Here is a 26,420-nt window from a genome sequence, read left to right as displayed (position 1 = left end):
ATTTGGCATATTCAAGTTTTTGTTGTGCACTGAGTGTTACTTTTGATTTTCTGGTCATAGTGATACCTTTTGGGTTTAGCTCATTTTACGCTATAAACCTGTCCAGTTTCATTAGACCATTACATACAAGCTGTATGGCATTACAGAGAATTGTTTTTCTGGTGCTTATGAAGCTTGGACTCATAGTCTTCACCCTGATGATATGGAAGAGTCTAACAAACAATTAGAGGATGCCGTATCAGGTTTAGGTGCTTTTAATCCAGAGTTTAGAGTAGTACATCCAAACGGGCAGGTAAGAACAATCAAAGCTAGCGCAGAAGTTATTAGAGATAATGATGGCAACGCTCTAAAAGTCATCGGTGTAAATTACGACATTACAGATAAAATAAATGCGATAAATGAGCTAGAAGTAGCTAAGCAAAAAGCTGAGCAGGCAACCCAAACGAAAAGTGAATTTTTGTCAAATATGAGCCATGAGATACGTACGCCCATGAATGCAATTTTAGGCGGACTGCAGATGGTCAATACTGAGTATCTCGATGCCAAGTCCAAAGTAATGCTTAAAAATGCAGTATCGTCTTCTAAATCGCTGTTAACCATTATCAACGATATTTTGGATTACTCAAAGATAGAGAGCAATAAACTAAGCCTAGAGCAAGAGCCTTTCTCGATTAGCGATATAATTAAATCTGTGAAATTTGAAGTGGACAGCATAGTCAGTAATAAGGGTATTAAACTTGTCAGTAATATTGATGAAAATTTTAATGATCACTGGTTAGGAGACATTGTCCGTGTTAAGCAAATATTACTCAATCTTGTGTCGAATGCTGTTAAGTTTACTGAAAAGGGTAGCGTAAACATTCACTTGAGCGAAACTCTTTACCAAGAAAAGCAGGCTATTAGTCTTGAAGTGGCTGATACAGGAGTTGGAATGAGTGAGGAAGCTCAAGCTCGTATATTTGATCGTTTTTCACAGGCAGACAACTCAACAACACGTAAATTTGGTGGAACTGGGCTGGGTATGTCGATTACCCTCAGTCTTATTCTTATGATGAGAGGCACTATCGATGTAAAAAGCAATGTGGGTAGAGGCACCACTATAAGAGTCATATTACCATTAACTATAACCAATAAGAGTGTCAGCTCTTTCGTACAAAAATCTATGACTCCGCCGCCGTTGAGGGGAAAGAAAATACTGATTGCTGAGGATAACGAAATCAATCAAATTGTCATTCAGTCAATGCTCGAAGGCACTAATGCATCATTAACTATTGTAGATAACGGTAAACAGGCAGTAGAAGCAGCTAAAGAAAAGGACTTTGATTTGATACTTATGGATATACAAATGCCTGAAATGGATGGTGTTGAAGCAATGAAAAATATCATTAATTTCAATAAGCATATACCGATAATTGCACTAACCGCAAATGTAATGATTGATGACGTTGCTGATTATTTAAGCCAAGGATTTGATGCACATATAGCAAAACCAATTGATATTGCTACCCTATACGGTGTTCTGAGCTCATTTATAAAGTAAGTACTTGCTTTGTTTGTGCTTTATTGCCAGTTCGGCTTCGGCAAATCAACTTCCGCTCATAGCAAAAAGTAGACATAAGTCATTACAAATTATACTTATTAAAAAAGGCGCTTACCGTTATGGTAAGCGCCCTATTATTTTACTGATTACTTATTTTACGATTTTCATTTCGTCTAATAGGTTTTGTGCGTTATCTACTTTATCCATCACCCACAGCATGTAACGTGAATCAACGTGGATTGAACGATTAAGTGCTGGGTTATAATCCCAATCGCCAATAATACTTTCGTACACACCATCAAACAGTAAGCCTACCAGTTCGGCTTTACCGTTAAGTGTTGGTGAACCTGAGTTACCTCCAGTCGTGTCTACGTTTGATAAAAAGTTAACTGGTACGGTATTCATGCCACCGGTGTAATCACCAAATATTTTAGCCTTGATTTGCTGTTGCAGTTTTTCAGGCGCGTTAAATGGATCAACATCGGTGTTTTTTGCAAGTAGCCCTTCAAGTGATGTAAACGGTGTTGCTATCAAACCGTCTTGCGGTGAATAGCCTCCAACAGTGCCATACGTTACACGTAATGTGCTATTCGCATCTGCATACACAGGTTTATTTTGTGCTTCATTAAACGCTATGATAGCACTCATTAACTGTGGACGCGCCGCTTGTAGTTTACCGGCAAGTGCTTTGTCTTTGTCTTCTTCAGCTTTCATTACGGCAAAGATGGCCTTCGCGTATTGCATAAATGCATCTTGGCTTTGTTCAAGTTCAGCAAATGATTGCGTAGATAACGCGATACGAACGTCTTCATTATCTAGCGTTGAATTAGCATACATTTTTGCTAATAGTGCACTGTGCTTGGTTTTATCAAAGCCATTTTCTAATTCAAAAACTTTATCTACTTCTGCAAAACGCTCTTCTTTAGGTAACGCAGCATAAAGCTCTAAAAAATGTAATAAAATGGCTTTATCAACGTTTGCATCAAAACGGCGACTCATGCGCTTTAAACCGGCTTCAAAGCGTGGTAAATCGCGTTCTTGATAGCCAGATTCACGTTCGCTATCAGGTTTTTGTTGCTCATACGCTAAGCGATATAAGCTACGTGCGGTACTGATCATTTGTGAGCGGTGTACATAGCCAAGCATACGATCACGATCATTGTGCTGTTGCGATTGAGCGACTAGCGCCGACAGTTCATTTAACACTTTACCGTATTGTTTTTTACGCTTACGGTCGCTGTTTATCCACGCAGTGAGATCTTGTTCAAATTGCTTTTTACGTTCATACATAGTGCCTTTATTAAAGCTTTCTATCATTGACCCGTAGTTTTTAATATAGTTATTGTAACCCGCAATAGTGCTTTCATAAGCAATACGCGCTTTGCTGCCATCTTCTGAATTCTCTTCAATTAAAGACACATATTTTGAATTATGCTCGCGTGATTTGGGATAGCTGGTATTAAATACATAATCAACTTCAGCAGCAATGCGGTAACGGTTAGTGCGCCCAGGATAGCCTGCTACCATAACAAAGTCGCCATCTTGGACGCCTTTAGCACTGACGCTTAAATATGAGTCAGGCACATAAGGTACATTGTCTTCGCTAAATTCAGCTGGTTTGCCGTCTTTACCTACATATGCACGATAAAATGAAAAGTCGCCGGTATGGCGCGGCCACATCCAGTTATCGATATCGCCACCGTACTTACCTACGCCCATGGCAGGCGCGTATGCTAAGCGTACATCTTTAATTTCTAGTGATTTGATTAAGTAAAACTCTAGACCACCGTGGAATGAATACACATTACAGCGATAATTATCGTCAGCTTCACATGCTGACACTAATGCTTTTTCGTTTTTCTCTAGCGCGTCGTAGCGCGCTTTGGCGCTGAGTTTTTCAGTGCCTTTTATTACTTTTTTGGTCACGTCGGTAACTGTTTCAGTTACATACACTCTAGAGCCGGGTGCCGCTGGTAAGTCTTCAGCCGGTGTTGTTGCTAAAAAACCATTTTCTAAAATATTGTTCTCTGGTGTTGAGTTATATTGAATCGAACCATAAGCACAGTGATGATTGGTAACCACCAGCCCTTTTGGCGATACAAATGATGCGGTACAGCCACCAAGGCTTATCACTGCATTCATTGGGAACTCGGTTAATTTAGAAATCGATTTTGCATCAATTTCTAATCCTTTGGCTTTCAGAATTGATTCTAGATCAGGAAGTTGGTGTGGTTGCCACATGCCTTCATCAGCAAATGTTGAGCCCGATACTACAATAGCAAGTGATGCTATGAGTGGTTTTAAACGCATTTTTTAATCCTTTTTATTGTTTCTATAACAGGTTACGCGTGCAGCCTTAGCAAGGTCAATATTTCTGCGACAAAATAGCCACACTATTGTGTAACAAAATACTGAAAACAAATATTTCATCGAGCTCTGTTAGCAATAAAAACAACACAACAATGCAATCATTTAGTCATTTTCAATCGTTAGGATTTAAATACTATTAGTAATGCACGGCCTAACTATGACTGCTATTTTTTTGATCAACCTCGCTCGCTCAACCGAGCGATTGGCAAACAGCCAGCGACAATTAACCGCACATGGGCTAAGTTTTGAGCGTATAGATGCAATTGATGGCGCCATGCTCACGCAAGCACAAAAAGAAATTAATTACAGTCCTAGCCTCAATACACAAGAATATCACTACCCGCTCAGTGCTGGGCAGATTGGCTGTTATTTGAGCCATCGCAAAGCGTGGCAAACCATTGTCGATAGAAAACTTGATTACGCAATTGTGCTCGAAGATGACTTTATCTTAGATTCAAGTATCGGTAGTGCAATTAAAAATATTGAGCAATTACCGCTTGCTTGGCAACTTATAAAACTCTCAGCTTATCAAAACCGTACTCGCAAAATCGCCTATCAGATACCGTTGCAGTTTGAGCAACGATTAGTGATCCATAAAAAGTTGATGACAGGATGTTGTGCTACTGCAATCAGTTATCAAGGTGCAAAACAATTATTAGCTGCCACTAAAACGTTTGCTCGCCCTGTTGATTGTGATCTACAACATATTTGGGAAACTCAAGTCGCTGGCTATTCATTACTACCGTATCCATTCTCCCAAGATTGTGAGCAGGTAAGTGATATCAAATCGCGTAGTAATGCGCGCGAAAAGAAATCGTTTTTAGCGCGTAAAGGTCAGCAACTCCGTAGTGCGGTAAACAATCACTTTGCAACGGCGGCATTTATTGCCCAAACTAAGCGTGCTTTACCCACTACTCCTAAATGCAAAAAAGGAGCCGCAGCTCCTTTTTACTCATAACCTAGCATCATTAAATAGTATTTATTTTTTAACGAGGTTTGGGTGCTCTACACCCATCCATGCTTTAAATAATGCCATTTGCTGTGCAGTTGCCTGTTTGTCAGCAACTAGCTTTTTATCTTTATCAAAGCTTTGTGCTAGCGTTATTGTGGTGCTTTGCAGTGCATCACGGCGGATAAAATCAATGGTTACTTTATCCCCTGCTTTAAATGTTTCTAAGCTTGATTTTAAATCTTTACCAACATGCTTTTTGTTAATTGCCACAATTTTGTCATCGCTGGTCAAACCCGCTTGCCATGCAGCGCCATCGCGACGCACATGAGTTAAAGTTAATAACTCACCGGTATTTTTTGCCATCGCATCAACACTGGCAACGGCTTTTGCATCTTTTGGACGCTCTAACATTAAGCCTACTTTTTTAAACAGTGCGTCAAAATCAATATCTGCTGGTGCATCAACATTATTTGCCCACCACTGGCTGTAATCGCGGCCCGTTAACTGTTTTAAAATAGTTTTCACGTCAGTTGCAGTAAAGCCATGCGGCATTTTATATTGATTGTAAAGTGCACGATGAATATCACGGTAGCTTTGCTTACCTTGGCTGTTCTCAAGTAAATCAATATCAAGGGCCATCGAAATCAATGAACCTTCTGAGTAAATATTAGTACTGTAGTTACGAGCATGGTCACCACCTTGATTTATCCATTTATCAAAACTGGTTTCGGTGGCGCTTTGTACCTCACGCCCAGGCGATGATAAATGACGGTTGACGGTTTTCGTTAACACGTTTAAAAATTCATCCGTCGTGGCAATCCCTGAGCGCACCATTAAATGATCTTCAAAATAACTGGTTGAACCTTCCGCTATCCATAATAGTTTATCGTAATTAATATGCGTGTAATCGTAAGGAACTAAACCTTCAGGTCTATATGCTTTTACGTTCCAAGTATGGATAAATTCATGTGCTGCGGTGCTAATAAATGCAAGATAGTCTTCACGCGAGCCAAAACGGTCACGCGGACGCTGAATAATCGTTGAGTTTAAATGCTCGGTGGCACCACCTGCCCCTGAGGTTGCATGTACCATAAATACATAACGTTGGTACGGGTAAGCATCCCAAATAATATTGCCTGTTGCTACCAGCTTCTTAAGATCTTCAAGCATTTGCTCAACATCATAGTTGCCCTTGCCCCAGATCACTAATTCATAATCTCGGCCATCTACGGCAAATTTATGGAGTTCATTAATACCCGTTTCAATCGGCGAATCAACTAATACATCGTAATCTGCGGCTTTAAAGCTATGTTTTGAGCCTGCATTATCCATACCCGATACTGAGCGCCATGCTTTCGGTACATCTAGCTTAACCGTCACTGGCTCTTGACGAAATGATTCACTAAACATAAAAAAGCCTGATGCATCTATAAATGCGTGGCTATCATCAATATGGCGCGCACGTTTACCTAACTCATTAGCATACACTTGATAATCAATTTTAACTTCTGTTGGTTTATCTAAATGTACCCGCCATGTACTGGCATCAATTTTTTCCCATTTTAATGCTTTACCATTATCGCCTGTTGCTTCAAAAAAACGCACACCGTTTGCAAGGTTCAAAATTTCGTAACGACCTGTTCGCCAAGCTGGCAACTTTACATCTAAATGTGCTTGTGCCGTTTGTGGAAATTCTACGCTAACGTTGCCTAAATGATGTTCAGGTTGAGTAACAGCAAGTGAATAATTAACATCGGCCCATGCCGAGTGAGATAAAGCGGCTAATACCGATAATGCTAAAAACTTTTTCATAGAGGCTCTTAATTCATATATCAAGTGATTTTATTATGCGTGAGCCTAACAATGATGATAGAAAATGTGAATTAAAAGCGATAAATACACGTGCAGATAGGTTCGATGAATAAAAATCATCAACAAATGCTAAGTTTTTGACTTACTGACTACATTTGTGCAATTTTTGTTGTAAACTTACAACCATGTAAGATTTAATCAATGGCGGTAACTATTAGTGTCACAACAGCTCGAAGTTTTAAATAAAAAACTTAAACAAGCCATTGATACTCGTATGGTAGTTGAACATGCACGTAAGCATCAAGTAGACACATTGACACACTTTGCAGCTAAGTTATCGTTAAGCTGTAAAGGTATGGACATTGAACTTGATAATCGCTTAGCTAAGTTTCGTAGTGCGCTGGCTAAAGGGGTCGATTTTGAATTATTCGCGCCACAGATCGATGAAATTCTTACACTGCTAAAAAATCAAGAAGCACAACAGGCCACACATCAGCGTGAACTTCATAACAGTGTGCTCGATGCTGGCAAGTTACTGCAGAAAACCAAAGGGTTACCAGATGATGCACGCAGAACATTGCGTCATTTACTGGATCATGAACTGAATAATGTGCAATCGACGCGGGATTTCATTCCACTCCTTAATCGTTTAGTGACGATTTATCATCAAGCCTTACAAGTAAAACTGACTATTCCTGAATGCCAGCAAACTGCTGTGCAACCTAATTTAGCAAAAGAGTTACTCAATTTAGCTAATGATTTAGTATTTGAAGATGAAGCTGCAGATCAAGTAAAAACCATCAAAAATAATATCTCTGAAACCGATTCAGTGGATGATTTATTGACCTCTGCAATCGATATTATTCGCATCATTGCCAACAATATCAGTAAAGAGCGTCAATCTGCACAAAGCTTTTTAGTGTCATTGAACCAAACGCTTGAAGAATTACACCACTCAATTGTTTCTACAAGTAAACATTCAGAAGCAATGGGGGCTGAATTTACTGCATTAAATAAGCGCATTGAAGATAAAATTAACAATCTGACAGCACAAACCCAAAATGCTACTTCAATTTCATCATTAAAAGCCTTAGTTGATAACGAATTAAAATCGTTAAGTGAAGACTTAATTGAAAAAGAGCGCCTCGAGCAGCAAGATCGCGATATGTTGCTAAACAGTTTTCAAGAGATCAATCAACGCATTGGCAGCCTTGAAACTAAATTATCTAAATATAAAAAACGCCTGCATGAGCAACGTTTTAAAAGTTTGCTTGATGGCCTTACCAAACTGCCAAACCGAGCCGCATTTGACGAACGCTTTCATCACGAATTTCATTTGTTTGCAGTACAAGAATCCGATGTCACCTTAGTGGTGATTGATGTTGATCACTTTAAGTCTATCAACGATAAATATGGTCACAGCGCGGGTGATAAAACGTTACAAGTGATTGCCAAAGCGCTGCAAATGTCAATTCGTAAATCTGATTTTATAGCCCGCTATGGCGGTGAAGAATTTGTTTTATTAATGCCAGGTATGCCCTTAGAGCATGCCAAAAAACCTCTTGAAAAACTAAGAAAAGCGGTGAAAGGGATTCCGTTTAAGTTCAGAGATAAACAAGTAGAGATAACAGTTTCCGTCGGTGCCACGCAGTTTAAAAAAGGTGATACCCCATTGGGCGCTTTTGACCGCGCCGATGATGCTCTCTACAAAGCAAAAAATACCGGTCGTGATCGCTTGTGTATCAATAAATAACAGCGACCGACCTAGTGCTTTTTATAGCAAGGAGAACGCCTATGTTAATACAGTTAAACCCGACAGGTGTGTTAGATTTACTGTCGCAGCTCGAAGTTGATTTATTAGAGCAATCGTCTACCAGTGAGCGTTATAAGTTATTTAGAAACTGTGCGCTAGCTGTTCTCAATGTTGGCAGTCATACTGACTCCAGCTCAGAGATTTACAATAAATATCAAGATTTTGATATTCGCTTATTAAGCCGTGAGCGAGGCATAAAAATTGAACTACTCAATCCTCCGACTACGGCTTTTGTTGATGGTGAAATAATCACTGGGATCCACGAACATATTTTCTCTGTTATTCGTGATATTTTATTTATTTGTCAAAAATACGAAAAAGATTTAACCGAACAAAAAGCCATTACTCATATGGTCTTTGATATGTTGCGTAATGCCGCAGCGCTTCGCGTTAATAGCGATCCAAGTATGATTGTCTGCTGGGGTGGTCATTCTATTAATGAAAACGAATATAAATACACTAAACAAGTAGGTTATGAGCTTGGTTTACGTGGCTTAAATATTTGTACTGGCTGTGGCCCCGGTGCCATGAAAGGTCCAATGAAAGGTGCAACCATTGGACATGCAAAACAACGCAACACCAATAACCGTTATTTGGGCTTAACAGAGCCAAGTATTATTGCCGCAGAGCCACCAAATCCGATCGTCAATGAACTGGTTATTTTACCAGATATTGAAAAGCGCCTTGAAGCCTTTGTACGCACCGCCCACGCTATAATTATTTTCCCTGGCGGCGCTGGCACTGCTGAAGAGTTATTGTATTTACTAGGCATTTTACTTCACCCTGATAATGCCAAACAGTCGTTACCGGTTATTTTAACTGGGCCGAAAGAAAGTGAAAATTACTTTAGCGAATTATGCCAGTTCATTGAAATGACGTTAGGTAAGGAGGCGCTTGATAAATTTGAAGTTATTATTGATAACCCCGAATTAGTTGGGATCAAACTCAAATCTGCAATGGCAAATGTTCGTGATTACCGCAAGAGTCAGGGCGATGCATATTACTTTAACTGGACGTTAAAAATTGAAAATGAATTTCAGCAACCTTTCGCGCCAACTCATGCCAATATGGCTGGGCTTGATTTACATTTAGACCAAGAAAAACAATTACTAGCCGCTAATTTGCGCCGTGCATTTTCAGGTATTGTTGCAGGGAATGTTAAAGACGAAGGCATACAAGCCATTAAACAACATGGCCGGTTTATCATTAGCGGTGAGCCGACTTTAATGAAAGCCATGGACAAACTGCTGCAAGCATTTGTTGAGCAAGGAAGGATGAAGCTCCCAGGCAGTCAATATGTTCCATGTTATGAAGTCAAAGCATAAGGGTTAATGTATTCGTGTCAGGTCAGTTACTTTTAATCGATGCGCTTAATTTAATTAGGCGCATTTATGCAGTTGATAGTAATCAAAACAAAGGCAGTGATGAGCAAATGATAAATACCTGCTGCGCGCGGGTAGCTCACGCTTGTGAAAAACTTATAAAGATCACCCAAGCAACGCATGCTATTGCTGTATTTGATGGTGATAAAAGCTGGCGGTATCATTATTACGCTCAATATAAAAGCAGCCGTGCCCCCATGCCTGAAACTCTGAAAAATTCATTAGATAAATTTAAACAGGCGATTGAGCAAACGGGTATTGTGGTGTTTGCCCCAGTAAATGATGAAGCTGATGATATTATCGCGACATTAGCCGATAAAATGGCGCAAAATCAGTTGTATAGTACAATTATCTCCACTGATAAAGGGTTTTTACCTAGCTTAAATAATTATATTAATGTGTATGATTATTTTAAAAAAGAATATTTAGATCATCACTCTATCGTACAACGTTTTGGTGTTGAGCAAGCTCGATTAATTGATTTTTGGGCAATGGCTGGTGATAAAACGAATGATATTCCGGGTATTAAGGGAATTGGTACTAAAACAGCACAAGAGATTATTAGTAAGCACGCAGATATAACATTGGCGGTAGAGGATGAAACGCTCTCTACAGCAGTTCGTAAAAAGTTAGCGACAGGAATGGCTGACTATATTACCTCTAAACATTTGGTTGGTTTACGTACAGATATTAACTTAGGCTTTAGTTTAAAGCAGTTAAGGCTCAATTAATCGCATTCACGTAGCACTGGATTTGAACTATGCGTATACTAAATTTAAGTCTCAGCGTAAGAGTGCACAATGTTTAAGAAGGTTTTTCGCTATCTCATATTAGGTTTGGGTGTATACGCCTTGATCGCTACTTTGGTCATTACTTTTTATAAAGATGATCCACAGGCGATGATCTGGCAAGACCGAGAAGCGTTCAATAAACGTTATATCGCTAAATTAAGTGTCGAAACACCGACTAACTTAAACACAGTTTTAGAGTATTTAGGCAGTCCTGATCTAACATTCGCGAAACGTGATAAAGAGGAAGTATGGCAAATTATTTTTTACCGTACTCAACATATCAAATCAGATGGGATCACGACTATGGATGAGTGTACTGGTTTACTGTTTAAAAATGGCGAATTGATTTTGTGGGGCCCAAGTGCATTTGATGCATTTGAGCAACGCGGGTAATTAATTACTTATGGATGCACTCTGCGCACAAGATCTTGCCAGCCTATTTGAAAAAACTCACCAAATATTAAGGCGTTATAATAATAAAAGTCAGTGGCCACAAATTTATCCGCTGTTGACACAACTAGCTGAGCAATATTATAAACTCTATGATTCACATCCAAATGCACTACAAGCCCAGCTTACTCTATATGCAGAAACACAAGGTTATACAACCAACTTAGTGGTCAATCAATGTGTCATTGTCGCCGCATTTTGTCGCAGTTTAAGTTACGACAGTAAAATCAGCCAATTGCTTATTTGTGTGTGTTTAACTAACTATTTATGTGTGCAAACACAAACTAATAAGCTGGCCCTGCGCCAACCTCTTACCCAACAAGAAAAAAAGCAATGGCAGTCGCGTCATCAGCTAGCAGTAAAATTACTGCAATCAGCTAACGTTCCCACTGACCATATTGCGTGTATTTTAGCGCGCTTAAATAAGTATAAGCAGGCCTTGCTAAGCACGCCAAAAATCATGATCTATGATGGACCAACGACGTTAGTTGCGTTAGCAAATATTATTGCGATGAACATTACCTATCGTACCCAAAATGATCATATTGATATCTATAAGGCAGTGGCTGATATTTATATCCGTACTCCTAACCTGTTTGCCCAACAAGCATTAAAAGCATTAATCGGTCATTTTGGCCCTTACCTGCCAGGCTCTTTAGTTAATTATAGCGATCAGCAGCTCACTTATATTGGTAAAAACCACCAGCAACGGGATTTATTAATTGCATTGCATGAGCAGCAAAAAACCAAATGGTATAGCGTTAAGGCAAAGCTAGAATCACATTCAAAGCAACGCCCAAGTAAAGACAAGCGATTATTGTTTAGCGTATGGTTCAATGAGCACATAGCCCCCCCTGTTGAAATTGTAAACTTTGAAAAACAACAATTACTGATGCTGATAAGCCAAGTTAAAATACAAAAAGAATACTCATACAGTGCCCTTGCTAAATTACTCAACAATCATCCAGCGACAATTGAGTTACTTCGTGAAGCAGTGAAGCCTTATAATAAAGAGCACCTAGCAGGCAAAGATTTACGCCATTGTTTATCAATGGTCGGCTTATACAATGCACCAGCGATCATTCAACGGGTGCTCTTTGAGCAATTAGTAAACTACCAAGCACATCCATTAATGCAACATATACAATTACGCTTACAGGCAATAATAAGTTTATTAAACCAGCTGGTAAGTCGTGATCAACACAACCAGTTCGAGCACCTCGCTTTGCCTATTTATGGTTACGTTAATTATTTGATTGAATACTGTAGCACCACAATTAGCCGTAAGACAGTGTATGAACACTCACCTAAAAGTGATGTAAGTATGCCCTTTGCGTGGCTATTTGGTGTCACGGTTCATGATAGTGGGCATTTATCGGCTTATTTACTTGAATTGCTTGGTGACAATCCATGGACACAAGCGCTCTTAGATGCAGAGCAGCAAAAAAAACAACACTTATCTGCAGAGGCACAATTATGGGTTGCAATAAAACTCGTCGTTATTAAGGTGTATCAACCCAACGTAATACAAAGTAGTTGGCAAACACACACTTTTGAGCAAGTGTTAAAACGCTTAGATTGGCAGTCCAGCGAGGATTTTTATGCACAGCTACCAAGCCTAGGTTTAAGCAATAGCGTATGAATATTTATTAGACATAGTGACTAATTTAGTGCGTTTTCGTGGGTTTTACTGGCAAAAAGTTGAATAAATTGCTATAAAAGCCGCTTGTATTTTCAAACTCATTCACGTAAATAATCTAACAAGTAATCGCTTAATACCAATCGTGTTAAGTTACTAGCCATTTATAGCGACAGATAAATAGAGTGATAACAAGGCATAAATTTCGACATGTAGTTGTTCTACTTGAGAAATTCATAACGCAGTTAGCGCTTTATTTAGCACGCTAGAATGGTTAAATATTTAAGTCGATTGGTATAATAATGCGTCACATTTACGTGCATTTCTAACTCGTAATAGGAAAAGTTCATGGCCAAACAAACCATCACAGTGATCAAAGGCGACGGCATCGGTCCGAGTATTATTGATTCAGCCCTTGAGATCTTAACAGCCGCAGGGTGCGATTTTGATTATGAATTCGTTGATGCAGGTCTTGCAGCCCTAGAAAAGACCGGTGAATTATTACCACAAGATACCATTGATACTATTGCGCGTAATAAAATTACTCTTAAAGGCCCACTAACTACGCCAGTTGGTGAAGGTTTTACTTCAATCAATGTAACATTACGAAAGCAGTTTGGTTTATACGCCAATGTACGCCCAGTAAAGTCATTTGTTGGCACCAAAGCACGTTATGAAGACATTGATATCATCACGGTACGTGAAAATACGCAAGGTATGTATTCAGGTTTAGGCCAAGTGACATCAGAAGATGGCAACGAAGCACAAGCAATGTCTATGATCACCCGTGAAGGTGCTGAAAAAATCGTTACTTTTGCCTACGAACTAGCCGTGCGTGAAGGTCGTAAAAAAGTGACAGCGGTTCACAAAGCTAACATTTTAAAATCAACTTCAGGTTTATTCTTAAAAGTAGCTCGTGAAGTTGCTGAGCGTTATCCTGAAATTGAATCAACTGAAATGATTGTTGATGCAACCTGTATGAAACTGGTAATGAGCCCTGAAGAGTTTGACGTTATCGTTACTACAAACCTGTTTGGTGATATTTTATCTGATCTATGTGCTGGTCTAGTAGGCGGTTTAGGTATGGCACCTGGCGCTAACATCGGTGAAGATGCAGCAATCTTTGAAGCAGTTCATGGCAGCGCACCTGATATTGCTGGTAAAAATTTAGCAAATCCAACCTCTGTTATTTTGGCATCTATTCAAATGTTAGAGCATTTAGAAATGGGCGAAACTGCAGAGCGTATTCGCAGTGCTGTAGCTGACGTAATTAAATCGGGTGATCGTACCACTCGCGATTTAGGTGGCAGTCACGGTACTACTGACTTCACTCAAGCTGTTATCGACCGTTTATAAACCAAACCTAGATTATTAGCATTATAATAAAAGCCAGTATTTACTGGCTTTTTTGTCACTTAGTTTATGCTTGTCTCTTTGTTCGAAAACTGAGCGGTAGCAGTAACAATAACCAAAATATACTTCCGCCACTGGAGCCTGAACTGGCAACTTGTTTTTGCACTGTTACCATAAGCTTGCTAGACGGTAAGGTGTTTTTTATGCCTTTTGCAGAGGTATCAGTCACGATCAGTGTCACTGTATAACTTCCCGCTTGGTTATAAGTATGTGTAGGATTAGCCCGTTGGCTTACAGCACTGCCATCTCCAAAATCCCAACTGTAAGTGTAATTATTAAACCCGCCTTTGGTATCACTGTTAAAATTAACCAGTAAATCTTTTGCACTGTAACTGGCCTGTGTTGTAAGTAATACATTTGCCGACACTTGGGTTGCAAAAGACTGCATAGCGCCATTTGCATCAGTTACAATAACGCTCAAGGTATAATCGCCACTGTATTCATAGCGGTAGTTAATGCTCTGCCCTTTCGCAGTTGAGCCATCACCTAATTGCCATGCATAGTCATAAGGTGCTTGACCACCTGATACAGTGACTTTTGCAGTAACATTGCCTTTCTCTATACTGGTATCCACACTAGAAATTGATAACGGCGCAGTAAGCACAAAAGTCATCGATTCTTGAAACTGCTGCCCTTGTTCATTAGTACGAGTAAAACCCACAGTGTAACTACCGTAATCGGCAAATTTATGATTTGGATTCAATTCATCACTACTTTGTCCATCACCAAACTGCCAGTTAAAACTATCGGTTGGGGTCAACGCCATTCCTTTAATTTCAAAACTCGCTTCGAGATCATTAGTAATTACATTGATCCCAGACTGTGGTGTATAGCCTAAATTCAATTCAATTGAGCTATTATTAATCGCTTGCTCAACAATAGAAAAATTAAAACCAAACGTTGAAACTTTTACACCAGAGGCCGGTTGCGTGGCAAAACTGTAATCATTATTATCATTAAACTCAGTGATTGCTGTTAACTGCGTATCGCCTAAACCTTGGCGCTGATCATAAAGACTAAAAGCAGCATCTCTTAACTGAATCGTAGTACTGGCAGGTGCGCTGCTATTACCTTTTGCAATGGCATTTTGATCGGCATCAACAACCAATATAAACCCTTCACCAATATGCTCAGGAGTATTATTATCTGTATACTGTTCATTAGCAGACCAAAGTAATAAACCCGGTGAATACTGCTCAACTTGTAAACCACTATCTATTCCTAAATAACTACGTAACTGTAAATAGTAATTGTGTGGTTTTGCATAGATGTGATCCCCCACTCGGCTAAAGCCATCAAGTTGTGCTTGTGTTGACTGCTCTGCATTATCTTGCCAAACGAAAGTATCACCTTGGCTAATGGTCATATCATCAACCACTAGACCAAAATAATGAGTATAAGTGTCCGTTTTATAGTTAAAACTAAGTGTGATTGTTTGACCAGCATAAGCTGATAAGTCAAAACGATGCCGTAAATAATTATTCGGCTGCTGAGCGTCATTTACTGAACTTGAAGACCCTGTTATATATGGACCAATGTCTCCATAAAATGGATTGACTGCTTGAGTATATTGCGAAGCAATAGGCTGTGCGTTTACTAATACTTGAGCATAATCATAATCCGTTTCAATGCTGTAATAGGCACTTAAATCAAGATAAGTAGGCTGCGTACTTGCAGGTATATTAACTGTAAATGTCATACTTTTTGAAACATTATCACCACTGCCAGAGTAGTATTGCAAGTGCCCTTCTACTGCTTGATAAAACGGTTGTAAGTTGGTTGGTAGGGTGATTTTTAACTGGTTTAATTCAGTTGATACCCCACTACTATGGCGAAGTATTTGCTGTTGATTGGTATCGATTTCGTCTAACGATATCGTCGTTTGATTAAGCCAGTTTCCTTGATAACGGTTTTGTAAGTACTCGAGTGCATAAGGACTGAACATCACCGGCTGTGAGCCACGAGGTGAGCCTGCCCAACTACCACCAGACATCACAGACCAAAGCGCAACTGGCTCCCCCAGCGCACTGCCGGTTAAATCATATTCATCAGGCAAACCTAAGTCGTGACCAAACTCATGTACCACCACGCCAATACCAGCATCGATAGGATTTATAGTATAACCAAATAAACGAATACTACTGCCATCAACCGCACTTGGCTGATTGTTTTGGTCGTACACATAAAAACGATGTGACCAAATTGCATCAGTACCCAGTACGCCACCACCGGCTTCCTCACCTATACTCGAGTGGAAAATCATAACATGGTCAATAATCCCATCAGGTTCATTGGTGATCCCATCACCATCACGATCATCCAAATCTGTTAAATCATAATCGGCTAAATTAATATTAAATTTGGCTACGGCTTTTTCTACCGCTTCATGCACTAAACTAGGGGCATCAATATCATTATTACCCCCTTGGCGAGCCCCATAACTTTTCGCATCATTATCGGCTGTTACCCAGCCATAAACTTGACCCGTAAATGCTAAGCTTTCCCCTGAGGCTTGCTGATAGTATTGATACGCTGTTTGCAACGGTTGCTGCTGTGGACCTGAGTAACCATCAGTAGCGAACAACATTTGTTGGTAATGCTGCTGACTATAGCTTGAGTAGTACATATCGCTATCAACTGCGGCTAAGCCATTATCATCATGAGGTAAGTCAGGAAAATCAACCAATATAGCCAACACTTTTACGGTATTGTGCGTCGAGTTAGGTAACTGCGAAGACACACTCGCTAAGCGCTGAGCCATTTTTCGTTGTTGGGTTAAAACTTGAGGGTTAAGCTGCCGACGTGAATGCATCGATTCACCACGGCCAATATAATCAGACAATAATTTGTCATGCGCTATTTTATCGTCAAGCTGCCCGCGTTTATCTAACCAATATAAAATTCGCTCTTTGTTAACGACCCCAATATCAGTTGGGCTACTATTTTGTGGTTTTGCCACACTCTGTTGACTTAACAATGCCAAAGTCAGGCCACATAACAATTGTGAGTATTTCACAGGATCACCTATCAACAACTCCATAACGATAATAATAGCGAATAATTTATATACTTACATTACATTTATAGATATACAGTGAATATCGCCACGCTTCAAAAAAGCATAATTTCTTTGCTTTTAACGGTTAAAAATGCAATTTAAAGCAACTTTTAAATATAAAAACAATTAATTTGGAATTTTAATGCAACATTGCCGTTTTGGCTGTTGACATTAGCTGGCAAAACCTTTAAAAATAAGACTATTAAATTTGTAGACTAAATGAGTTATTCGGCTATCTCAGCGCAATAACTCATTTGAACTTATATAACAAATACCGAGAAGAAAAATAACGTTATGAAATATCAATTTCACCTAGTCACTGTACTCGTACTGGTCTTAGTTTTAAGCCCAGCGGGGATGTATTAGAAGGTGAAATAGCTTTTTAAAAACCCCCGCCCTAAGCGGGGGTTTTTTTATGCATTTAAATTATACGGTAATTGCACAGAGGAATGAGGATGAGTACACAACAATATAATGGCTCCGAACTAGTTGTTCAGGCATTAAAGGCATTGAAGGTAAAATATATATTTGGCTACCCCGGTGGCTCAGTATTAGATCTTTATGATGCATTATTTCAGCAAGATGATGTTGAGCATATTTTAGTTCGTCATGAACAAGCAGCAACCCATATGGCTGATGGTTATGCACGTGCCACAGGTGAAGTGGGCGTAGTATTAGCAACATCAGGTCCAGGTGCGACAAACTGTATCACGGGGATCGCTACAGCCTATATGGATTCTATTCCTATGGTAGTGCTATCCGGTCAAGTGCCGACTAACTTAATTGGTGATGATGCATTTCAAGAAACCGATATTGTTGGTTGCTCTCGGCCAATCGTAAAACACAGTTTTAACTGTCGTAGCGCAAAAGATATTCCTAAAATTTTGGCTAAAGCATTTTATATTGCAAGTACTGGACGCCCAGGTCCTGTGGTCGTAGAACTGCCAAAAGATATGTTAAACCCTGCACTTAAATTTGATTTTGAGTTTCCAGCAACCACAGAGCTGAGAACCTATAGCCCAAATACCAAAGGCCACCCAAAGCAAATTCGCAAAGCCGTTGCCGCTATTTTAGAAGCTAAAAAACTGGTCATTTACTCTGGTGGCGGGATTATTATTTCTAACACTTCAGAGCAACTGACTCATTTGGTTGAATCACTCAATGCACCAATCACTAATACCTTAATGGGATTGGGCGGTATTTCCGGGGTTCACCCTAATTTCGTTGGTATGCTAGGTATGCACGGGAGCCTTGAAGCAAATAAGGCGATGGCAAATGCCGATGTGATCTTAGCTCTAGGCGCCCGATTTGATGACAGGGTAACCAATAACGTGAAGAAATTTTGTCCCAATGCGACGATTGTTCATGTTGATGTTGATCCGACCTCTATTTCAAAAACGATCAAAGCCCACATTCCAGTCGTCGGTTGTTTATCAACCGTACTTGAGCAATTACAGACAGCCATAGATAAAAGTCCAATCAAAATTGATCGTAGTGCTCAAGAAGATTGGTGGCGTCAGATCATTAGCTGGCGTGAACAAAAATGTTTAAGCTACAGCACTGCGGGCGATAAAATAAAGCCTCAGGCCGTCATTGAAGCAATTTATAAAGCTACCAATGGTGATGCCTATATAAGCTCTGATGTAGGTCAGCATCAGATGTTTGCGGCGCAGTACTACCCGTTTAAAAACCCGCGCCAATGGATCAACTCAGGGGGTCTTGGCACTATGGGCTTTGGTCTGCCAGCGGCAATGGGAGTGAAACTTGCGTTCCCGGATAAAGAATCAGTGTGTGTCACCGGTGATGGTTCGATTCAAATGAACATTCAAGAACTTTCGACATGTTTACAATATAACTTGGCTGTAAAAGTGGTGTCACTGAATAACCGCTCTCTGGGTATGGTGCGTCAATGGCAAGATATGGTCTACGGCGGTCGTCACTCATCGTCGTATATGGAATCGTTACCTGATTTCGTCAAACTTGCTGAAAGTTATGGCCATGTCGGTATTCGCGTTAATACTCTTGATGAACTACAGCCGGCAATCGATAAAGCCATGTCGATCACTGACCGTTTAGTGTTTTTAGATATTCTTGTTGATGAAAATGAACATGTATACCCAATGCAAATTAAGCTTGGAGCAGTTGATGAAATGTGGTTACGTAAAGGAGTGAAAGCATAATGCGTCGTATATTATCTATTTTACTTGAGAATGAACCAGGCTCATTGTCGCGTATTGTTGGCCTATTCTCACAACGAGCTTATAACATCGATAGTTTAACCGTTGGCACAACAGACGATCATTCTTTATCACGCATTACTATCACTACCATGGGTGATGACCGTGTGGTTGAGCAAATCACTAAACAGGTTAATAAATTAGTTGATGTATTAAAAATTATTGATCTAACTGAAATGGCGCATATTGAACGTGAGCTGCTATTAGTAAAAGTATTCGCTCAAGATGAAGCTAAAAGAGCGGCAGTAACGCGAGTGGTCGATGTATTCCAAGGTGCTATTTTAGACATGGGTCGCAACAGCTACACATTGCAGCTTGTTAGTAGCACAGATAAAATTGAATCGTTTTTAGATACCTTACGTCATGAGACAGACATAATTGAAGTTGTACGCTCTGGTGCGGTAGGTATTGGCCGCGGTGATAAAGCACTAAAAGCTTAAACCTTAGATTAATGAGCAGATACAAAAAAAGGGCTAATTAGCCCTTTTTTATTTAACCAATCTAATTGATTAAGGATTAACTTGATCTTTAAGACCTTTACCTGCTTTAAAGCTTGGGATAGTTGCCGCTGAAATTTGGATTTCGGCACCAGTTTGTGGGTTACGGCCAGTACGTGCAGCACGCTCTTTTACAGAGAAAGTACCAAAACCAACTAGTGCAACTGAATTACCTTCTTTTAAAGAAGAAGTAACAGCACCAGTGAATGCGTCAAGTGCGCGTGTAGCTGCTGCTTTAGAGATTTCTGCATCAGTAGCGATTTTTTCAACTAATTGAGCTTTATTCATTTGTTAAATTCCTATTCGTTATTATTTTGCCTTCGCAAAACCTATCTTTATGCATTTTTTAAGTATTGGCAACAGCAAAATGCTTTTTTCGCGTAAATTCTTAAAAAATGAGTAAATTTTAAATAATTGCCGAAATAAATATTGATTTAAAGATTAACCAACAATGAATTTAAGCAGTATTTAATAAATCAATATGACAATTTGTTTATCATTCAACTTTTTCGATAACTAAGGTCACTTCCCCAACCTCAATGCCAAACTTATCAATAGCTGTACGGTTAATCAAGCGCGATTGTGTTACCAGATACATCCAATCATCTAAATTAACTTCAATGGTGTCATCTCCATAGGGTAATTTAAGGGTATATTGCCAATGAAATACACTGCCATTACTTTTTCCTTTCGCGATACCTATCACATCACCTGCAGTGCCAGTTAAAGTATTGTCAGCATTGAGTGTTATTTTCCACACTCGGCGTTGGGTTTCACCATCGTCGTAAACGAAATCTTCCTCTATAACGCCGTTATTGCCATCCCAACTCGCATTCATGTCAACGACCATCTTACGGGTTACTTCACCTTTAAAGTCTTGGACAACGCCATAGGCTTTCAATTTGCCATTAAAAAATTGTTTAAAATTAAATTCTGGCTGACTTCCTTGGTAATACTCAACATCTGGCGCAGCACAGCTACTTAATAAAAATGTGCAACTAAGTAAAAATAATATAGTAATTCGCTTCATGTTATTGCCCTATTAGTTGTTTTCGCATCTGTGGCTCAGAGGTATTAGCATCAAGCCAAATAGCTAAAAAGTCATCCGCAAAACCACTTTGCTCTATAGCCCCTAGCTTTTTATCATTAAAATAAAATGTGCCAATACCATTTTCATCCGTAATGAACGATAGCGATTCACCTTTTTTGATATCCGGCCAAAGCGCAGCTAACTGTGCATCGTATTTTTTAATGATCTCTTTTTTGCCCAAATGCTGCCATTGTTCGTTCGTCGCTTTGATTATGTCCTTGGCAGCAAAATCGCGTAAATAGGTCAATGTCAGTTTAGTGGGGTGATTGCCAAACTGATAGCTCCCCGATGGGGTTGCTAACTGCGCCTGATAAACATCCCAAAATAGATACTCAAAACGAGCCTCACCGACCACTTTAAAATCAGCAGCAAAGCTTCGGCTGCATACCAATACACTTAAAATAATTAGCCCTTTAGTTAATCTTGCTATCATTACCGGACTCCAAATTTCTAAGTTAAATAGTTACACCTGTATGTTCATTTATGTTCAGAAACTAACAGGTACTTTTTGCTGTATGTATTTATAATCCTGATAAAATTGAACATAAACGACCAAGCTAAACCATATATAAGCCAAAATTGCCAAACTACAGGATGAACCTCTAACGCCCCAAAGCGTGCACCAGCAATATAACTTGCGGGGGCAAAAACTGCACAGAGCAACAGCGCTAAATACCAAGGCGTGCGATGCAAAAATTGCATTGATGTATTGATGGTTAACAGTAAAGCACACCAAAGTAATACAAACCACAATGGAAAGGGCGATATACTAAAAGATAAAAAGCCAACCTCAACCATCAAATATTCAAAGCTTAACGAGATCATTAAGCCATAGCACAGTAACAGCATATCTTGTTGCTTTTGTTGCGACAGACATAACATCACTATGATGATTAATAAAATCGGTATGATAGCGCGCTGCTCAAGGAATAATGCTAAAAACCACACTCCTTGAAACAGCAAAAAATTAATAACTGAGCGCAATGTCATCACTTGAATGGTTAAAACGCGGTTTACGGGCAACTAAATGCACTGTACTGGTTACTCGCGCCCTAAATGCGCCTTCACAGTAAGCTAAGTAAAATAACCATAATCGATAAAAGCGCTGGTCAAACTTAACTTTGTCGATTTCTGGCCAGCTTGCGATAAACCGTGTGCGCCAATCAGCTAAGGTTCTTGCATAATGAACGCCGATATCGTTAATGCTGTGTACCACCATGTCTGATTGACTTTTTATTTGCTTATTCATTTCATCAATACACGGTAAACAACCACCAGGGAAGATATACTGCTGAATAAAATCAGAATTTTTCAGGTAATGTTGATAGCGTTGATCAGCAATTGTAATTGCTTGGATCAGCATTGCACCACTGTCTTTGAGTAAGTCATTACATTTTTTGAAAAAGCTGGGTAGGTATTCATGACCAACCGCTTCTATCATTTCTATTGACACTAGCTTATCGTAACTGCCTTCGAGTAAACGATAATCTTGTTTCAATAAGGTTATCTTATCTTCAAGCCCCAACTGGATAATTTTTTCTGCCACAAACGCATGTTGCTCATCAGAAATAGTTGTAGTAGTAACGTGGCAGTCATAATGTGTTGCAGCATGAATGGCAAACGCTCCCCACCCTGTGCCAATTTCAATAACCGTTTCACCGGGTTGTAAATCTACTTGTTGGCAGATTAAATCAAGCTTATGACTTTGTGCTTGCTCAAGAGAAGCATCTTTTGATGGGTAGACAGCGCTTGAGTAAAGCATTTCAGTGCTTAAAAATGATGAATACAACTCATTGCCTAAATCGTAATGAGCAACAATGTTTTTCTTTGAACCTTGCTCAGAATTTTTGTTTTTACGGTGATTTATTCGATTGTAAAGATTACTAATAAACGCAAACTTACGTTCAAATTGGTCCAGTTGAGCCTGATTAATGGCAAAAATTTCAATCAACTGAGTTAAGTTAGTACATTCCCACTGGCCCAAAATATAAGCTTCGCCAGCTCCGACACTGCCAGAGAGCGCAAATGCTTTATACATTGCCGGATTATTAACAACTACTTTAGCCTGCAAGTGACTTTGAGGATCACCAAAGTGTTGAACGTCGTTACCATCAACTAGGGTAATTGCGCCAACTTCAATGCTATCAAACGCACCAATGACTAACTTTTTATACAGCTTACTTAACAAGCTACTTGATGCGTTATCAGCTAAACTGGATATTTTTTCCATCTCATGACCTTCATTATTTTAGCTTATCAATTCTTGCCTGAGTGACCTAAAAAAGGCACTCGCTTACAAAATAGTTTAAACGCCTGTACGTAAATTCCTTTCATCACAGTGATGGTCATGGCAGGAAAACGTTTCAGTAACGCAGTAACCGCAGCACGACTGAGTGACTGGCGTTGTAAACGCAAACTGGCAGTAAATAATAGCGTATTATCTTTTTTATTTTCTATATGGATCATAGTATTGTGCTTTGTTAAACGCACTTTCCAGTGGTAATCCATATCTAAACTCATAAATGGTGATACGGAGAAAGCCTTTTTAAAGTTCACTTTCCTGTGTAAATCAACCAAGTAATAGTGTCGCTCGTTCCAGGGGGTATTACTCACTTCAGCAACCATATAGGGAAAATCGCCATCAGCCGTTTCATAGAAGAAAAAGTTAACTGGGCTAAAATACACCCCAAAACAGCGCAGCTGCCCGAGCATATAGACATTACTAAACGGATCAGTAATCCCCAGCTCAACAATTTTATTAATTGCTCGTTGTTTGATTGGTTGTTGAGTATCTAAATCACGATTAAGATAATCGGATTGTTTAAATTTAAGCGCTTTAAAGCCTGTTGTACCAAGCCAAGGGTGAACACCATCAAGTTGCTGAGGAGCATTAAGATCAACCCACATCATGTACAACTGATAATTAAAGCTATGCGCTTTAATTGCTAATCGGTGATGACGAACATCACCGATTAAAAGTGCACTATTCAAATTCAACCCCAAGTTTGCGAGCAACATCTACAGCGCTTTTCACGCCGTCTTCGTGAAATCCGTTATACCAATAAGCGCCACAAAAATAACTGTTGTTGGCTCCATCAATAAGCTGTTTTTGTTGCTGAGCAGCAATAGAAGTTTTATTGAATACTGGATGATGATACGTAAATTCTCGGAGTATTTTAGTTTTATCAATTCCCTCGCGGTGATTAAGCGTGACACAAAATTGCGTTTTACTTGTTATGCCTTGCAAAATATTCATTTGATAAGTTACAACAGCAGCTTTATCAAGATTATCGGTAAGTAGATAATTCCAACTTGCCCATGCGGCTTTACGTTTTGGCAGCAAAGCAGTGTCAGTATGCAAAATCACTGAATTTTCAGTGTAGGGAATGGCTGATAAAATTGCTTTTTCATCTGTGCTTGGGTTTTCAAGTAAAGCGAGAGCTTGATCAGAATGACAAGCAAAAATAACTTTATCAAATTGCTCAACGGTACCATTTTTCAATCGGATCAACACCTGCTCCGGGGTGCGAAAAATAGACTGTATATCCGTGTTCAATTTTATTTTATCTTTAAAGCCACTGATCAATGGATTGATATATTCCCTTGAACCACCGGGAATAACATACCACTGCGGACGATTAGTAATATCTAATAAGCCATGATTGAAAAAGAATTTTACAAAAAACTCAACGCCAACATTACTCATTTCTTTAATACTTGTTGACCAGATAGCCGCGCCCATCGGCAAAATATAATGGTAACGAAAAAAATCATTAAAACCGTGTTGGTCGAGCAACTGACCTAGCATCTGCTCACTTTGGTAGTCGTTGTCATGATATAGTTTTTTACACAAGGTGTTAAAACGCACAATATCACTAAGTAACTTCCAAAAACGCGGACGAAATATATTGCGCTTTTGAGCAAACAAACTGGCAAAGGTGTGGCCATTATATTCAAAACCAGTTTGCTGATTATGCACACTAAAACTCATTTCTGTCGGTTGTCGTTCAACGCCGATGCGCTTTAACAGCTTTTCAAAATAAGGGTAAGTGCGATCATTAAAAACAATAAAGCCAGTATCAATAGCACGCTTAACACCATCAACCTGTATATCTATCGTTGCGGTGTGCCCACCAATGTAGTTGTTTTTTTCAAATACCGTAATATCATACTTTTTGTGCAACAAATGCGCGCAGCTTAATCCTGCAATTCCAGAACCTATAATTGCTATTTTTTTCAACGACTTAATCCTTTTGCAAGCATGAGCCAAATTGGCAGCGGCAACATGCGTAAACATTTTAAAATAAGGGTAAAACGATAAGGAAAATGCACCTCTTTGCGGCGCTTAGCGACCCCTTTGATAATATAATTTGCCGCTTTTTCTGCAGTAACTGCCATTGGCATTGGAAAATCGTTTTTTTGAGTCAACGGTGTTTTAACAAAGCCTGGATGCACTAAGGTTACGTCAATATCAGCTAAATCAATGGCTAAACTTTTTGCTAAGTAACTGACCCCAGCTTTTGATGCGCCATATGCTTGTGAGCGCGGTAACGGTAAATAAGTTACGCTTGAACTGACAATCACCAACTGACCACCGGACTTTATCCTCGGTAGTAAAGCCTCAAGACAGTAACCCATCGAAAGCAAATTAGTAGTAACAACGCGGGTAAACAATGCACTGTCAAAATTATGCGCATCATCGATATACTCACAATTGCCAGCATTAAGAATAACGCGATCAAATTGCGTATAAGCAACAGTGCTACTTCGTATTTCTTGTAAATCAGTAGCGTCAAACTGACAACTTTCAATATTCGTTAGTTGCGCAAGTTCGTTTAGTTTTTCTTGGTTACGCCCACAAGCGATCACTGTATCCCCGGCTTGCGCATACAGTTTCGCAAGTTGTTCACCAATACCTGATGTTGCACCTGTTATAAGCGTGATCATTATTCCGCTGCCTTATTATCTATGTATTTAATAATTGAACCGAGAATAGGGATATGTCGATAAAGTAATGCACCAGCATCAAAGTAGTCTTTATGAAGGCTGATTTTGTCACCAGTAAATGTTAACTTGCTATGGCCTGCTACGGCTATTTGCTGGCCATTACTAAGCTTTGGATGGCGATAATACATAGTCCAGTAAACAAAAGCATTATCGCCTACACTAACAGCATCACTGATATCAAACGTGCATTCAATAACATTACTATAAAGTTTAGCAAAATATTGATGTAAGTCAGCTAAACCATCGACTTCATGCAATGGATCAGAAAAGTGAATGTCTGCAGCATAAATATCACTCAGTAAATGTAGATTTTCTTTACTTAGCTTTTGGTATATCGCGATAAATTTATCTGTTCTGTGGTTGCTCATA

The 26,420-nt window shown here is 39.4% G+C and carries 22 protein-coding genes; 10 read left to right on the top strand and 12 right to left on the bottom strand.

The genetic code is table 11. The features are described 5' to 3' along the window. Positions 1 to 118 precede the first annotated feature (118 nt). Positions 119 to 1,540: an ATP-binding protein gene (locus H5154_RS14070; RefSeq protein WP_310736616.1), complete on the top strand. Its 1,422-nt coding sequence runs from the start codon at positions 119 to 121 to the stop codon at positions 1,538 to 1,540. Between the two features lie 150 nt (positions 1,541 to 1,690). Here H5154_RS14070 and H5154_RS14065 read toward each other — a convergent pair whose 3' ends face one another. Continuing rightward, complete coding sequence (locus tag H5154_RS14065) at positions 1,691 to 3,850, bottom strand: S46 family peptidase (protein WP_182718666.1); 2,160 nt, start codon at positions 3,848 to 3,850, stop codon at positions 1,691 to 1,693. 217 nt (positions 3,851 to 4,067) lie between these two features. Between H5154_RS14065 and H5154_RS14060 the strand changes: the two genes are divergently transcribed. After that, on the top strand, positions 4,068 to 4,868 hold the full coding sequence (locus H5154_RS14060; protein ID WP_182718665.1) for a glycosyltransferase family 25 protein: 801 nt from the start codon (positions 4,068 to 4,070) through the stop codon (positions 4,866 to 4,868). A 21-nt stretch (positions 4,869 to 4,889) separates the two neighbouring features. Here H5154_RS14060 and H5154_RS14055 read toward each other — a convergent pair whose 3' ends face one another. Next, the gene (locus H5154_RS14055) at positions 4,890 to 6,674 is read right to left on the bottom strand and encodes a M61 family metallopeptidase (protein WP_182718664.1); all 1,785 of its coding nucleotides are present in this window, start codon (positions 6,672 to 6,674) and stop codon (positions 4,890 to 4,892) included. Between the two features lie 217 nt (positions 6,675 to 6,891). On the opposite strand from H5154_RS14055, the gene H5154_RS14050 reads away from it, so the two are divergent. The 6 genes from H5154_RS14050 to H5154_RS14025 all read left to right on the top strand — a co-directional run bounded on the left by H5154_RS14050 (position 6,892) and on the right by H5154_RS14025 (position 14,105). Further along, positions 6,892 to 8,427, top strand: a complete 1,536-nt coding sequence (locus H5154_RS14050) for a diguanylate cyclase (protein ID WP_404687826.1) — start codon at positions 6,892 to 6,894, stop codon at positions 8,425 to 8,427. 41 nt (positions 8,428 to 8,468) lie between these two features. Further along, positions 8,469 to 9,812 (top strand): nucleotide 5'-monophosphate nucleosidase PpnN, encoded by a 1,344-nt coding sequence (ppnN, locus tag H5154_RS14045; RefSeq protein ID WP_149980187.1) that lies wholly within the window; start codon positions 8,469 to 8,471, stop codon positions 9,810 to 9,812. A gap of 14 nt (positions 9,813 to 9,826) precedes the next feature. Further along, positions 9,827 to 10,600, top strand: coding sequence for a flap endonuclease Xni (xni, locus tag H5154_RS14040; RefSeq protein ID WP_182718663.1), 774 nt, complete (start codon positions 9,827 to 9,829; stop codon positions 10,598 to 10,600). 69 nt (positions 10,601 to 10,669) lie between these two features. Then, entirely contained in the window at positions 10,670 to 11,053 is a 384-nt protein-coding gene (locus tag H5154_RS14035; RefSeq protein ID WP_149980185.1) for a DUF3192 domain-containing protein, read from the top strand. Between the two features lie 10 nt (positions 11,054 to 11,063). Next, complete coding sequence (locus tag H5154_RS14030; RefSeq protein WP_182718662.1) at positions 11,064 to 12,752, top strand: hypothetical protein; 1,689 nt, start codon at positions 11,064 to 11,066, stop codon at positions 12,750 to 12,752. 345 nt (positions 12,753 to 13,097) lie between these two features. Next, positions 13,098 to 14,105: an isocitrate dehydrogenase gene (locus tag H5154_RS14025; RefSeq protein ID WP_182718661.1), complete on the top strand. Its 1,008-nt coding sequence runs from the start codon at positions 13,098 to 13,100 to the stop codon at positions 14,103 to 14,105. Between the two features lie 64 nt (positions 14,106 to 14,169). On the opposite strand, the gene H5154_RS14020 is transcribed toward H5154_RS14025, so the two are convergent. Continuing rightward, entirely contained in the window at positions 14,170 to 17,202 is a 3,033-nt protein-coding gene (locus H5154_RS14020; protein ID WP_182718660.1) for an immune inhibitor A domain-containing protein, read from the bottom strand. Positions 17,203 to 17,675: 473 nt separating this feature from the next. Between H5154_RS14020 and H5154_RS14015 the strand changes: the two genes are divergently transcribed. After that, positions 17,676 to 19,400: an acetolactate synthase 3 large subunit gene (locus tag H5154_RS14015; RefSeq protein WP_145235824.1), complete on the top strand. Its 1,725-nt coding sequence runs from the start codon at positions 17,676 to 17,678 to the stop codon at positions 19,398 to 19,400. Continuing rightward, entirely contained in the window at positions 19,400 to 19,897 is a 498-nt protein-coding gene (gene ilvN, locus H5154_RS14010; RefSeq protein ID WP_149980181.1) for an acetolactate synthase small subunit, read from the top strand. Before H5154_RS14015 ends, ilvN begins: the two co-directional genes overlap by 1 nt. 69 nt (positions 19,898 to 19,966) lie before the next feature. Here ilvN and H5154_RS14005 read toward each other — a convergent pair whose 3' ends face one another. The 9 genes from H5154_RS14005 to H5154_RS13965 all read right to left on the bottom strand — a co-directional run bounded on the left by H5154_RS14005 (position 19,967) and on the right by H5154_RS13965 (position 26,419). Then, entirely contained in the window at positions 19,967 to 20,242 is a 276-nt protein-coding gene (locus tag H5154_RS14005) for an HU family DNA-binding protein (protein WP_145235830.1), read from the bottom strand. Between the two features lie 208 nt (positions 20,243 to 20,450). Further along, positions 20,451 to 20,984, bottom strand: a complete 534-nt coding sequence (locus H5154_RS14000) for a DUF3833 domain-containing protein (RefSeq protein ID WP_149980180.1) — start codon at positions 20,982 to 20,984, stop codon at positions 20,451 to 20,453. A gap of 1 nt (position 20,985) precedes the next feature. Next, positions 20,986 to 21,477, bottom strand: coding sequence for a chalcone isomerase family protein (locus H5154_RS13995; protein ID WP_182718659.1), 492 nt, complete (start codon positions 21,475 to 21,477; stop codon positions 20,986 to 20,988). 44 nt (positions 21,478 to 21,521) lie between these two features. Further along, complete coding sequence (locus H5154_RS13990; protein ID WP_182718658.1) at positions 21,522 to 22,034, bottom strand: DUF2878 domain-containing protein; 513 nt, start codon at positions 22,032 to 22,034, stop codon at positions 21,522 to 21,524. After that, complete coding sequence (locus H5154_RS13985) at positions 22,012 to 23,274, bottom strand: cyclopropane-fatty-acyl-phospholipid synthase family protein (RefSeq protein ID WP_182718657.1); 1,263 nt, start codon at positions 23,272 to 23,274, stop codon at positions 22,012 to 22,014. Before H5154_RS13985 ends, H5154_RS13990 begins: the two co-directional genes overlap by 23 nt. 26 nt (positions 23,275 to 23,300) lie before the next feature. After that, positions 23,301 to 24,035, bottom strand: coding sequence for a DUF1365 domain-containing protein (locus H5154_RS13980; RefSeq protein WP_182718656.1), 735 nt, complete (start codon positions 24,033 to 24,035; stop codon positions 23,301 to 23,303). Continuing rightward, entirely contained in the window at positions 24,028 to 25,284 is a 1,257-nt protein-coding gene (locus H5154_RS13975) for an NAD(P)/FAD-dependent oxidoreductase (RefSeq protein WP_182718655.1), read from the bottom strand. The genes H5154_RS13980 and H5154_RS13975 overlap by 8 nt, the downstream gene beginning before the upstream one ends. Beyond that, on the bottom strand, positions 25,281 to 25,991 hold the full coding sequence (locus H5154_RS13970) for an SDR family NAD(P)-dependent oxidoreductase (RefSeq protein WP_182718654.1): 711 nt from the start codon (positions 25,989 to 25,991) through the stop codon (positions 25,281 to 25,283). The genes H5154_RS13975 and H5154_RS13970 overlap by 4 nt, the downstream gene beginning before the upstream one ends. Further along, positions 25,991 to 26,419, bottom strand: a complete 429-nt coding sequence (locus H5154_RS13965) for a nuclear transport factor 2 family protein (RefSeq protein WP_145235859.1) — start codon at positions 26,417 to 26,419, stop codon at positions 25,991 to 25,993. Before H5154_RS13965 ends, H5154_RS13970 begins: the two co-directional genes overlap by 1 nt. Position 26,420 lies beyond the last annotated feature (1 nt).

Source organism: Pseudoalteromonas sp. SR44-5, from assembly GCF_014163675.1.
GTDB lineage: Bacteria > Pseudomonadota > Gammaproteobacteria > Enterobacterales > Alteromonadaceae > Pseudoalteromonas > Pseudoalteromonas rhizosphaerae.
This window is presented reverse-complemented; position numbering and strand designations above follow the sequence as displayed.

What these genes read in the sequence shown, in the direction of transcription:
- H5154_RS14065 (WP_182718666.1), bottom strand. Translation starts at nt 3,850, where the DNA reads ATGCGTTTAAAACCACTCATAGCATCACTTGCTATTGTAGTATCGGGC.
- H5154_RS14060 (WP_182718665.1), top strand. Translation starts at nt 4,068, where the DNA reads ATGACTGCTATTTTTTTGATCAACCTCGCTCGCTCAACCGAGCGATTG.
- H5154_RS14055 (WP_182718664.1), bottom strand. Translation starts at nt 6,674, where the DNA reads ATGAAAAAGTTTTTAGCATTATCGGTATTAGCCGCTTTATCTCACTCG.
- ppnN (WP_149980187.1), top strand. Translation starts at nt 8,469, where the DNA reads ATGTTAATACAGTTAAACCCGACAGGTGTGTTAGATTTACTGTCGCAG.
- H5154_RS14035 (WP_149980185.1), top strand. Translation starts at nt 10,670, where the DNA reads ATGTTTAAGAAGGTTTTTCGCTATCTCATATTAGGTTTGGGTGTATAC.
- H5154_RS14030 (WP_182718662.1), top strand. Translation starts at nt 11,064, where the DNA reads ATGGATGCACTCTGCGCACAAGATCTTGCCAGCCTATTTGAAAAAACT.
- H5154_RS14025 (WP_182718661.1), top strand. Translation starts at nt 13,098, where the DNA reads ATGGCCAAACAAACCATCACAGTGATCAAAGGCGACGGCATCGGTCCG.
- H5154_RS14020 (WP_182718660.1), bottom strand. Translation starts at nt 17,202, where the DNA reads ATGGAGTTGTTGATAGGTGATCCTGTGAAATACTCACAATTGTTATGT.
- H5154_RS14015 (WP_145235824.1), top strand. Translation starts at nt 17,676, where the DNA reads ATGAGTACACAACAATATAATGGCTCCGAACTAGTTGTTCAGGCATTA.
- ilvN (WP_149980181.1), top strand. Translation starts at nt 19,400, where the DNA reads ATGCGTCGTATATTATCTATTTTACTTGAGAATGAACCAGGCTCATTG.
- H5154_RS14005 (WP_145235830.1), bottom strand. Translation starts at nt 20,242, where the DNA reads ATGAATAAAGCTCAATTAGTTGAAAAAATCGCTACTGATGCAGAAATC.
- H5154_RS14000 (WP_149980180.1), bottom strand. Translation starts at nt 20,984, where the DNA reads ATGAAGCGAATTACTATATTATTTTTACTTAGTTGCACATTTTTATTA.
- H5154_RS13995 (WP_182718659.1), bottom strand. Translation starts at nt 21,477, where the DNA reads ATGATAGCAAGATTAACTAAAGGGCTAATTATTTTAAGTGTATTGGTA.
- H5154_RS13990 (WP_182718658.1), bottom strand. Translation starts at nt 22,034, where the DNA reads ATGACATTGCGCTCAGTTATTAATTTTTTGCTGTTTCAAGGAGTGTGG.
- H5154_RS13985 (WP_182718657.1), bottom strand. Translation starts at nt 23,274, where the DNA reads ATGGAAAAAATATCCAGTTTAGCTGATAACGCATCAAGTAGCTTGTTA.
- H5154_RS13970 (WP_182718654.1), bottom strand. Translation starts at nt 25,991, where the DNA reads ATGATCACGCTTATAACAGGTGCAACATCAGGTATTGGTGAACAACTT.
- H5154_RS13965 (WP_145235859.1), bottom strand. Translation starts at nt 26,419, where the DNA reads ATGAGCAACCACAGAACAGATAAATTTATCGCGATATACCAAAAGCTA.